Origin of the sequence: Pseudomonas sp. Sample_22 (genome assembly GCF_004307635.1) — a bacterium.
GTDB lineage: Bacteria > Pseudomonadota > Gammaproteobacteria > Pseudomonadales > Pseudomonadaceae > Aquipseudomonas.
On the sequence record NZ_RCNY01000081.1, the window covers coordinates 37,067 to 49,022 of the forward strand.

General features: G+C 54.9%; 4 protein-coding genes and 1 pseudogene. 3 read left to right on the top strand and 2 right to left on the bottom strand.

The annotated features are described in order from the left end of the window. Positions 1–218: 218 nt before the first annotated feature. Positions 219–6,647 (bottom strand): DUF3320 domain-containing protein, encoded by a 6,429-nt coding sequence (locus D8U73_RS20160; RefSeq protein WP_347238264.1) that lies wholly within the window; start codon positions 6,645–6,647, stop codon positions 219–221. A gap of 230 nt (positions 6,648–6,877) precedes the next feature. Continuing rightward, on the bottom strand, positions 6,878–7,885 hold the full coding sequence (locus tag D8U73_RS20165; RefSeq protein WP_130905571.1) for a hypothetical protein: 1,008 nt from the start codon (positions 7,883–7,885) through the stop codon (positions 6,878–6,880). A gap of 194 nt (positions 7,886–8,079) precedes the next feature. Here D8U73_RS20165 and D8U73_RS20170 point away from each other — a divergent pair, with 194 nt between their 5' ends. From D8U73_RS20170 to D8U73_RS20180, 3 genes and pseudogenes are all read left to right on the top strand, one after another. Then, entirely contained in the window at positions 8,080–10,683 is a 2,604-nt protein-coding gene (locus tag D8U73_RS20170; protein WP_347239003.1) for a hypothetical protein, read from the top strand. Between the two features lie 618 nt (positions 10,684–11,301). After that, positions 11,302–11,490, top strand: a pseudogene (locus D8U73_RS29575) (DUF6555 family protein). Positions 11,491–11,554: 64 nt separating this feature from the next. After that, positions 11,555–11,791, top strand: coding sequence for a hypothetical protein (locus tag D8U73_RS20180; protein ID WP_130905572.1), 237 nt, complete (start codon positions 11,555–11,557; stop codon positions 11,789–11,791). The last annotated feature ends 165 nt before the right edge of the window (positions 11,792–11,956 follow it).

Here is an 11,956-nt window from a genome sequence, read left to right on the forward strand (position 1 = left end):
ACAATCAAACCATGGGCACCTTAATCTAATCATTCCTGTGATGACGAATGGCCTTCTCGATTCGCGAGCGGCCAGCATGTGCGAGCTTCATAACACCCGCCTCCTTGGCGACGGCGTGGATCAAGGCCTCAGCCGCATGCCCCTTTGCTTCCATCTCACCCACAAGCGCAGACAACTCCTGCAGGCAGATTTCCGCCAGGCTGCGCACGGAGTCATCGTCACCAGGACGGCGGAATAGCTGAATCGAGGTTGGTTGGCCAGAAGAAGGTCCCCAGTTGCTCTTCCTCATGAGACCTGAAGTGAGCACGCGCGATCTGATCAACGCGATCACGAATACGCGCTCCTGTACGAACCCATCCGTGTGCCCGGGCGATGCGTCGGGACAGCACGCTGTCGAGTACGGGGCCTTCTTCGTTTACAACGTGGGCGATCATGCTCTGCAGAATCGGCGTGTAGGCGGCATTGAAGAAATGGTCAGGGCTCACGCCATCCACGGCCTGAGTAGGATCTGTCTCACGATAGACTGGGTAGTCTGCCGGTACATAGGCTACGTATTCAGCAGCGGCCTCAACGGTGGCCACCTTCGCGTATTTGAGCTCCTGGAAGGCGCCAGTCGGGTCATTGGCCACAGGAATACCCTCCTCGCCCGTGATCACTTGGCTCACTTGCTCCACCACCTCAATCACCTCGGCAACGGCAGCGTCGGTTTTGAGTCGCTCTGCTTCCTCGGCAGCATCGATTGCAGCCTGCTTGGCACGCGATGACTCCAGCAAAGCCATGAGTTTATGATGAACCTTCTCTGCAGTGCCCGCAGCGTCAATCCACCAGTCCGTCGACCAGATCCTCACGATCTCCCAACCCAGCCCACGCAGAACGAATTCTCGAAGCTTATCTCGATCACGAGCGGTCGCGCTGCGATGGTAGGTAGCACCGTCGCACTCAACGCCGGCAAGGAATCGACCTGGCGAATCAGGGTGCACGATGCCGAGGTCAATGCGGAATGACGACACGCCGATCTGGGTAACGACCTGCCAGCCTTTCTTGGAAAGCTCAGCCGCAACTGCTTTCTCGAATGGGCTATCGAAGCCACCAACGCTTCCTCGATCAGCTTCAACCAGGGCCTGCGGCCCTCGCTCAGCAAACTCCAGGAAGTGCTTCAGATCGCGTACACCTTCATTCTTGGTACGAGACAGATCCATGTGTTCGGGGCGAGTGGTCGAGAACACGACAAGCTCCTGACGTGCTCGAGTGATGGCTACGTTGAGTCGACGTTCTCCACCTTTCTCGTTCATCGGGCCAAAGCTCATCGAGGTGTGCCCGGCTGCGTCCTTACCGAAGGTGATCGAGAAGTAAATGATGTCTCGCTCATCGCCTTGTACGCTCTCGAGGTTCTTCACGAACACCGGCTCAAGCAGCGACTCAGAGAAGTAGCTATCCAGGGACGGATCCTTACGGCAGGCTTCGTCGAGCAGATCCTCAATTAACTTTTGCTGCTCGCCGTTGAAGGTCACAACACCTACGGTGTGGCCAGACTCGCGGAAGGCTGGCGATTTCAACCGAGCGACAAGGTGGGTTACCAGCGCCTGTGCCTCGATGCGGTTTGTGCGCGAACCGCCTCGGTCATAGATACCGGCAACGGGATGCAGCTTGACTGCTTTGTCGGTTGTAAATGGCGACGGGAATGTAACCAACTCCGACTTGTAGTAGCGCTGGTTCGAGAATGCGATGAGGCTCTCGTGACGGCTACGGTAGTGCCAGTTAAGGTTGCGAGTCGGGAGGTTTGCACTGATGCATTCGTCCAGGATGCTTTCCAGATCTGCCTCAGTGTCTTCGTCTTCCGATGAAGACTCAGCACGCCCGAAGAACGATGTCGGCGGCAGCTGTTTCGGGTCACCCACCATCACGACTTGGCGACCGCGAGCCATCGCCCCAATCGCATCCCACACAGGAATCTGGGATGCCTCATCGAAGATGACCAAGTCGAACGGTGTCGTATCAGATGGCAGATACTGGGCGATCGACAGCGGGCTCATAAGCAGACACGGTGTGAGCTTGGTTAGTGCACCTGGCGCTTGGCTCATCAACTCGCGCAGTGGCATGTGCCTAGTCTTCTTGTTCATCTCATGGCGCAACAACCCCCACTCCGATGAACGCGTTACGCTCTCCTGGCTAGGCAGCTCAGAGCACAGACGCGCGCGCAGCCAGTCACGAGTTAAGGCGATGAACTTATCATCCAACGCTCGGAAATCGCGAATGCGTTGTTCGTGCTCAGCGCTGACAAAGGTGCGGATGACGGCCTCGTTGTCGACGGTCGCGTTAAGCCACCAGCGAGCGTAGTTCACTTCAAGCACACGACGCACCTTGCCCGCGGTGATGGCGCCGCTCTCCATAGCTTCCACGATCGGAGCTAAGCCAACTGCATACGCCTCATCGCGGACTTTGCGCCAGGCGCACCAGGCTCTCAGGCGAGGCTCGGAAGCCACCATCAGCTCACAGTTCTGCTTGAGCTCTTCGAGCGAAAGCTCTGAGTTCGCTGCTACCGTTATCTCGGTGAATTGGCCAACGGCCGTCAAGTGAGCCGACCGCGCCTCCACATTCTTCAGCTTGTCACGAAGGGAAATCCCCGACTGAATGATGGAGCCTTCAGGCTCGAGCAAAGCATTCCCGTCGCCAAGCAACGCATTGAGTGGCCCTTTGAACCCTGCAATTTGCTCCGGGCTCTCGGCTAGCTTGGCCAAAGCTACCGCAATCTGGCCCTGGAACAGCACAGCCTGACGTGCGTCGTCCACCTTTGTCTTCAAATCATTCCAAAGTGGAACAACCTCTCGCAGGTCAGAAAGGTCTGCCAAATCTCGCTCCAGGATGCCCCGCTTCTTGAGCAGAACAACGTCATTCTTCAAAACGTTCCCGCAACGTCCCTCCTCCACAAGAGGATGGTCATCGGTTAGACGCCCACGCTCTTCAATCTCGCGTCGCTCAGACTGGAACTGCAACCCTGCCGTAAGTATTTCGGTCTCAGTAGCGAGGCCCTTCCAAAGCTCCGCAGTCTGACTCGCAAGCTCTGTGAACTCCGCCAACTCACCGTCGAGGCGAACAATAGCGCGCATGCGGGATAGTTGAGCCTTCAGCGCTTCGCCAAGCTGCCCTTGCTCGATGGCTTCGAACCCCTCGTCGTGCCACCCGGAATTGCTCAACTGATTAGACAAAGCGATCTGGAAGGCAATGGCACGCGATAGGTGGCCAGGGTTGGTCTTTGCCCCACTCCAAACATCGGCGCACTGGGCTCCCGGTTGGAGTTCGTCAATCGACTTTCTGACGGCACGGATTTCGATCCAAGTCGAAAGATCCTTCGCTACGTCCGCTTCTCCAGGAGCGGCCTGCACAGCAGCAAGTGAGGCCGTAACGCGTCGTTTGCCTAACCAGGATTTAGGCCAGATGGCATCGTCAGCCTTTAGCCAGTCTTGGTGCAGGTTTTCGACCTCGAGCCCTTCTACCGACTCGCTATAGCTTACGGAGAGCTGATCAGAGAGCTCTTTGATTGTTGAGAATTTTGAAAGCGCATCTTGAAGCGTTTCCACTACGGCTGGAGCCCAAGCAGCACCCAGGGAGCCCATAGTCGACCTGCGCTGACTCAGCAAATCCATCGCACGCCTGGCATCACCCGCGACTCTGGCAGGCCAGATAGCAGACAGCTTGGAAGTAAGATCCCGGTGCTCCTCAATCCAGTTACAGCCATCCGTTAAGCGCTGTGCAATTGATCGAGCGTTCGGCAACAAAGCGAAGCGCCAGTCATGACCAGCTGCGGTGGGCAGCACCGAAGAAAGAGTCGACAGACCTTCAAGAGGCGAAGGTGTGTGGGGAACTGTCGGCAGCCCTGCCAATTCGATGAAGCGATGAATCGCTTTTTGTGCCTCTAGAACCGAAGGCAGCACATCACGAGCTGCTTGAACAAACTCTTGCCTCCAATGCGGAGACCACTCTGTTTGACCGATCCCGGAAAGAGCGTGGCCGCCGAGATTTTCGTAACCCACCTCTTGAGCGTTAACCTCAAGACGGTCGCCGAGCTCACGAATGTCCAGCATTGCTTTCTGGTCATGAGTTTCAGGCGACAGCCAATTCAAGCTCGCTATTGGCTCGTCAGTACCGGAGGTAACGGTACCGATCGCATCGTATACGGAGTAACCGTTCCGGTATCGGTTATGGAGACGCTCTACATAGATGTTCAAGCTGTCGCGAATAGAGGCCAGCCGCTGAGCCTCGACCTCCCACGCATCCACATCCACCTCCCCTTTAGCTTCCCAGGCTGACTGCAGCTGAGCCAATACATCAGCCTTGCGGGCTTTACTGGAATGTAGCTCGAGGCAGAACTCTCCGAGGCCGATTTCACGAAGACGCCTATAGACGACGTCCAAAGCGGCAATCTTCTCGGAGACAAACAGCACACGCCGACCCTGAGCGATCGACTGAGCAATCATGTTTGAAATCGTCTGGCTTTTACCGGTACCAGGTGGCCCGATCAGCACAAAGTCCTTTCCTTTGGATGCAGCCATGACCGCGGCAAGCTGGGACGAATCAGATGGCAGTGGGCAGAACACATCTGCAGGGCCGTAATCACGATCCAGGAATTTTGCATCCGGGAATGGTGTACCCGATGCAAACGAGTCCCGAGGTGTATCAAGAAGGTGCTGAACGACAGAATTCTGCCGTAGGTGATGGGCGTTCTCTGACAAGTCCTTCCACATAAGGTACTTGGCAAAAGAGAACATGGCCAAGGTCACATCTTCGGACAGCTCCCATCCAGGAATGTCCTTGATAGCGTGACCTACTCGCCTCCAGATGCCGACGATGTCCAACCCCGAGTCATCACGAGGTAGCTCGGTCTCGAGCGACCCCAGGCCCAGTTCGAAGTCCTGTCGAAGCATCTCGATCAGCGTAGGGTTGAAGCAAGGCTCATCGTCATGGAGCACGATCGAAAAACCAGAACGCGCACTCTTACGCTCAAGGCTGACTGGTATCAGCACCAGGGGCGCAGTGTACTTTTGACCGGCCTTATCTTCTCGCGTCCACTTCAGGAAACCGACAGCCAAGAACAGCGTGTTGGCGCCACCCTCTTGCAGTGCTGTACGAGCGCCGCGATAGAGCTCGGTCAAGCGCACGTCCATCTCACGGCTGGTGAGAGCTACAAACACCTCTCGACGCTTCAGGGCGTCCTCTGCATGACGCCGGCGAACATCCTCACGCTCACGCTGTTCATACAGCTCTTTCTCACGTGGATCAGCTCCATCCATGAGGTCAGGCCGCGTCAGAAGCTTCAGCGACTGTCCGCTGGCAAGAATGTCTTCGAGAGCGCCAGGATCCGGGGCCTCAAGCTTGAGCGCCTTCTTCCCGTACTTGAAGTTGAGCAAATTGTTACGCAACGAGAGATCAAGCAGTTTTCGCTGCCAACGTTCTAGCCTGTCTTTGGGGCTAAGCTTGGCAATGTCTTCGACTTCAACGTTGACGATCTCATCGGGGATATCATCGCCATCTTCAATGAGAAGGCCTGGCCCATCGTCCAAATCAGTCGTAACGACTCGGGCAATCTGCGCTTCGGAGCTGGCCAACGGTTTGATGCGCTGCAGGCGGGCACGCCGTACATCAAGCAGCATTTCAAATTCGGACTCAGCCTCCTCATCGATCTGCTTGGCTCCACGTTCAACTGCATAGGCGAAGGGAGGGATCGATGGTTGAGTGAGCAACGTAGTCTCAAACAGAGCAAGCTCTTTGAGCTTCACCCTCTTCCTCACAGTCGAAACGTCGTCGATTAAGGTGGTGGTGAACTCTTCTGGTTTCAGCCAAACCCCCGCGAAAGCATGACCGCGAGTAAAAACGATTACCGGGTTAAGGCCGATCTGCTCCAATGCTGCACATAGGAAGAGGGTCAGATCCATGCAAGTGGCCAGGCCGGAATCTGCGATCTGGCTCGGGCTACGCACTTTCTGACCGGATTGCTCAAAACTGGCCGGCGGCAAGGAGTAATCCAGTTTCATGCGTGCAACTGCGCCCCATGCGGCTGACGCCAGTTGCCAAGCCCGCTTGGGCCCACCGCTGTAACCATCCAAAGCGGGCGACTTTTCACTCAAGCGCATCAATTCAGCAGCCTGCTTAAGCAGCCGCTCCACAGCCGGATCGTTCGGTTGAACAAACGCAGCTGTCATATCTGGGATATGCCTTAACCCACCCCACTGATTGCGGGGCAGTAGCTCAACGACCTGCTCGAGCTGAGCAATCACTTTGCGACCGTTTTCCGCCTCGTTGCAATCCGCCTCCAATGTGAAGGAGAACGTAGACATTTCGGCTTCTGTGAGCCTACTCAGCAGAGGCCCATCCAGAATGAGGTCTAGGCCAGGAATGGATCGAAACGACTCGGGCGCTACCTCTTCGATACGCCAGGTTTTCGGTTTGAACACTTCCGGTGAAGAGGTCAGCGTCAGCGTAGCGTTGAGGTAACGCTCACTCGTTTCGTTCGAGAGGCGTAGCTCATGGATAACCGGAATCGCATTCTGGAAGTCTGCAAGGTTGAGCTTTGATACCAAGGTAGCGAGGATCTTGAACTCTTTCGGCTTTGGTTCTTCTTGTGGGGTGACGTGTTGAACGAGCTCGTCCATGCGCAACCTTCCTTGTCTCAGATGCTCAGGGGGTGCAGGCGAATGCCCGATCAAGAGGGCCCCCACTTGAGCTGGTGGCGGGATGATAGCGCTTCTAGCAGGAGTAGTAATGAGCCTTTGGTCTCCCGTGCATTTTACGAGATGCCGATCCAGGCAATGGGTGAACGAGGTAAGGCCTCCTGAGGGTACCGACGCAGCTAGCTGTGACATTAGCTGCACCGGGCTTGCATTCAAGCGCGTTGCAGATTGAAACTCCTGGCATCCAGTGCAACGACGGCTGAGAAACCCTGGGTCTTCTTGAAGGCCATGCTGTGAACAAAGTTCTTCATTGCTTCAGACGGATCAATGGCATCAAGGTTGAGCGAATCCAGCGTGTTTCGGGAGAAAGCTACGCTCAAGATCGGTAGCTCTTCCAAATGGCCTGTGGAGCTGTTGAGCACGTTATCGAGTGCCGTCACCATCACCAAATCATCAGGCAGGATCGCCAGCAGCTCTCGACCTACACGCAGCGCGCAGCTACATACGTAGTCTTGATGCAGCTCATTGAAACGGCCGATCGGCATGGCCTTAGTGGACAGCTTTCCGCTTTTCAGGAGTGACTTAATCTCGCTCGGGATAACGTGCGTGCCATGAATAGCCAGCCGGGCCTCCACTAAGCCGGACTCATGGACAATCAACTCAATACCCGAGCCCAGATGAGCGATTTCGGTGAATGGCTCGAACGCTTCGATCGCATCCAGTTTGGCTTGTTTGTCACCGTTAATAATGCGGTGCGCCAGCTCCCGTTCATCAGCCCAGTTGGCATGAGCCTGGCGCCAATCGGAATGTGCCGTTTGAAAACGCCGCAGATCTTCAGCTTTCCCCTCTTCCACTTTGCGACTCAGGGCTCTGCGCTGTCGGGCTTCGAGTCTGAGTAGGCGGGCCAAAAAATTAGGCGCATAGGTTGCTAGTGCATCAGATGCTGCTGCTTCAGCGGTAACGTCCAGAGATGGCTCCCTAGGCTCAACACTGTTCAGCAGGGACTTCCAGTTAATGACATCACCGCAATCTTTGTGCACCGAAAGCAAGACCTCGACGTGGTTCTCGTAAACCTCCACCTCATAGGCTGCCTGCTCAAGGGCCTCCATGCGCGCGTACTCTTTGTGTTGGCGCTCCAATTCGCGCTGCCGGCGATGTGAATTGCGCTCCGCACGACATGCTGAAGCCTGCATTGACCTGAGCGTGCCTTTCCATCCCATAAGATCTTTCCTTGAAATAGTCTGATGATGGCACATTAACATATGGCGGGTGCAAACGGCGAAAGCGTCCCTAGGAAGCTATTTCTGAACGCGAGTCTTTCCAAGTTACATTTTAGTCGCCAAACCAGCAGCCAAATACTGGCCAAAAGCCACCTTACGCCTAATCTCACAGATTTAGCCGTGGGATAGGAAGCATGTCGACGCTTGAGCAAGAACCGGTAGTGATGGACGATTTTGAGTCTTGGCTAAATGGTCGTCCGAAGTGGCTGCAGACTGCTGCGCGTATGATGATCGACACGAAGCGCCAGCTGAATGAAGGGAAAATTAAGGAGCTGTCAAGACTCTGCCAGCTGGAAGCTAAGGGCCAGCCTGACCCAGGTTTTCTAAGCGTAGTGCCTGGCACACTTTCCCAGGCCGCAACCCGACCGCCAGTGAGGATTGATGAAATCCTGGAGGTGCATGGTCTCAACGCCATCAAAGCCGGGGCCAATCTCCCGTTTGGTAGCTCGAACCTGACTGTCATCTACGGCCAGAATGGCACTGGTAAAAGCGGCTTTGCCCGGCTGCTAAAGCAGATTTGCGGCTCACGATCCAAGGATGAAATACGGGGCAACGTCTTCGATCCCAACCCTACGGATTGCCGTGCTCAATTCAAAGTATCAATTGACGGGAAATCCGTTGACGTCCAGTGGGACATTCCAAGCGGCCCCCACAAAGCGTTGCGTCAAGCGCAGGTGTTCGACAGCAAGGCCGCACAACAATACATGGGGCGAACTGAAGCTTGCTATGAACCGAGTCGCATGAAATTTGTGTCGGCGCTCATCGCCACTGCCGATGCAGTCAACGCAGAGCTGACCAGAGAAAGAGAAAAACTCAAAGGGGCCCTCCCAACCCTGCCAAGTGCCCTTTCGGTCACGGCCGAAGCGAAATGGTTGCAGGCCCTCAAAAGCACGACCCCGTCGTCAAGCATTGATAAAGAATGCTCATATACCGAGGAGCTTGCCCGTGAAAGGATCGAGAAGGAAGCACTCCTTGCCGAGAAAAATATTTCTGGTCGAATCCAGGCGATTGGCAAAGAGAAAACAGCTCTGAAGAGCATCGAAACATCGATGTCCACGCTGCAATTAGGTTCAAATGATGCTGCCGCGCTTGAGCTAGTCGGCCTGAATGAAAAAGCCGTGAAGTCACGTAAAGCAAGTGAAGAGGCTGCGGCCGCTATATTCGGGAAAGCAGAACTGGAGGGTGTCGGCTCGGCAACGTGGCAGCAGATGTGGGAGCACGCTCGCGCTTATTCCGCTGCCGCGGCGTATCCTGAGTCCGCATTCCCGAACGTGTCAGATGACTCACGATGCGTTCTTTGCCATCAAGCTCTAGACGATGCAGCGAAGGCACGACTGGCCGGATTTGAAAAATTTGTCACCGACGGCCTAGAGACCGCGGCAAAGACAGCCGAAACAGCTTTAAACGAACGCAGGCGTCGTGTCCCCGCCCTTCCCTCCCAGGCTGATTGGCTCGTGCAAATATCCACCTTGGGCTTCGAAAAGGCGGAAGCTGAATCTTGGTTCAGCTTACTGAGGACGCGGATCGAGCAAATTGCCAAGGGTGTACCCCTCGATGGTCAGCACCTTTTTGACTGGTCGAAGATCAATGAGGCTGTGAAAACGAAGTCCGCGACCCTGGCTACTGAAGAGGCAAGCCTCGCTGCACTTCAGAAAGATGAGCACCGCCAGGCCATGCATCAGCGCGTCCTCACGCTTCAGGCGAAGCAATGGCTTCATCAGAACAAATCCTCGATTGTCACCGAGAAAACCCGCCTCACAGCAGTTGCCTCTCTAGACAAAGCATCACGCTCGGCTGCGACCAACTCGCTCACCACGAAGAAAAATGAGCTTGCCAAAACCGAACTGGATGCTGGCTATCAGGCTCGGTTTGTTAAAGAACTTAAGCTTTTGGGCGGCCACCGCATCCCCGTTTCACCGCAAAGCAAATCCGGGGGCAAGGGAAAAATCACTTTCGGTTTGAATCTGGTGGGGGCTCACGGTGCGCATGGTCCAGAGTACATTCTAAGTGAGGGCGAGACTCGAATAGCTGCACTCGCCGCGTTCTTGGCGGATACCACAGGTTCTAATCAGCTGGCCCCCTTTATCTTTGACGATCCGATCTCATCACTAGACCAGGATTTCGAAGAGAAAGTCGTGGAGCGCCTCGTGCAGTTGTCGCATACGAGGCAGGTCATCATTTTCACCCATAGACTTTCGCTGGTTTCGCTAGTGGATTCTGTCACTGACAAATTGTCAAAAATCCCCGACGTTCCTACTATCAAGCCAACGCTGATCTCGCTTCGCAGGATGGACAAAACCGCCGGTATCGTGGCGACCCAAAGTGCCCGCGACGCCAAACCAGCTAATGCTGTGAAATACCTGATCGACCACACGGTTAAGCACCTGACGAAGCATCAAGAGAACGCCGAAGTCGATAGCTACGAAATCCTAGCGAAAAGCGCTTGCAGTGATTTCAGGATTATTGTGGAGAAAACCGTCGAGTTCATTTTGCTTGCGGATGTGGTAGGCCGCTTCCGTCGTGCAATCAATACTCAGGGGAAGCTACATAAAATCGCCAAGGTAAGCATTGAGGACTGCGTATTCATCGATGATTTGATGACACGTTATTCAGTCTTCGAGCATGCCCAGTCGGACGAACTGCCTAGCAGCGCCGTTGACCTTAAATTTTTGAGGCTGACCTCACAGCGCTTCAAGCTTGGATTGCGGAATTTTCCAAGCGCTCCTAACAGACAGTAAGGTAATTACCAGTGCTAGGTGATCTAGCGTAGCACTGGTCGACCCATAACCTTCGCCCAGTGAAGCGCTACAGCCTTGATGCTTGCGGGTTGCTTTGAAAAACGCGCTCGCACGCCCAGAGGTTCGAGACCGTTGGGCAGAAAAATCCAGTGACGCTCACTGAAAGCCAGCGCCCGAAGTATGGGCTAGGGTATGGGCTGAAAACGATCAGATACAAAAAAGCCCTGAAATATCAGGGCTTTAATGAAAATTAGTGGCGGAAGCGTAGGATTTCGAACCATCCGACATTCTGCTCATTGCCTAGCAGACCGTGACCAATTCGCAGGTCGGCAGCGTTCCAGCGTAGGATTGCAGGAAAGTCATCCTGACGCCGGGCGAACCACACACGCCTGTACCTGAGGCCGACGACACAACCGACGCTCGCGTACTCGTGTAGGAACTATTGCAGACCATCGACCGTTTCGGGACATAACGCCGCCGGGTGACCGGCGGCATGGAAGTTTGCATAGGCAATAAATTGGACGGGGCCGTTGAGCGAATCGTTAAGACTGGTCAGCCAATTCTTTGAATCTTCTTTGTCGCCCAACATCACCTACTCAAAGCCAAGGAATTGTACGCATGAGTAAGGTGGAGTTTTTTGTAATCGAGTACTTGCTCCAAGGGCGGCCCAAGTCTTTCGTGATCCGAGCGCAGACGATGACTAATGCCGACGCCTGGCAATAGGCGAGCTGTGATGCCGGCATTGCCCCTATCCCCAAACCGGGTCGCCCACCGCTTAAACGCTTCTCAAGACCCATGGCGGAATAAAACGGAGTGACTGGGGTCTGCTGGCGAAAAACGTCAGCTGTAATTTGGGAAGAGGAACAGCAAAATGAGCAGAGTTAAGCACCTGTCTAATGAATGCCAATGGGATGAGCAGATCGCTGCCAATACGGCCATGTTTCGACAAGCGGATAAGTTGGACGACGCTGCTTACAAAATCATTCAGGACGAACTTGGAAATGAAAGCGTCTGGAAGCGCTTTTCCGAAGCCAAAACATTGGCCGATGAAACGCGTAGAGCCGCCTATGAGGATTGGCTGCGCATAAAACGCGAAATGAATGAATAGATCCGCACGTCTTTCCGTGCTGTCCGCCATAGTCCGGTCAAGCGTCAACGCCCCGATGCATCGATCTCGCTGATCAGTACTCGTGCCGTCCTCACAGGCAGGGCGCACGGGCTGCGAGTTCGCAACAGCAGCAGGATATCCTGCAGAGCGTGCTCGGTTTCAGCA

Excerpts from the sequence above, each read along its gene's own strand:
- D8U73_RS20160 (WP_347238264.1), bottom strand. The coding sequence starts at position 6,647 with ATGGACGAGCTCGTTCAACACGTCACCCCACAAGAAGAACCAAAGCCG.
- D8U73_RS20170 (WP_347239003.1), top strand. The coding sequence starts at position 8,080 with ATGTCGACGCTTGAGCAAGAACCGGTAGTGATGGACGATTTTGAGTCT.
- D8U73_RS20165 (WP_130905571.1), bottom strand. The coding sequence starts at position 7,885 with ATGGGATGGAAAGGCACGCTCAGGTCAATGCAGGCTTCAGCATGTCGT.
- D8U73_RS20180 (WP_130905572.1), top strand. The coding sequence starts at position 11,555 with ATGAGCAGAGTTAAGCACCTGTCTAATGAATGCCAATGGGATGAGCAG.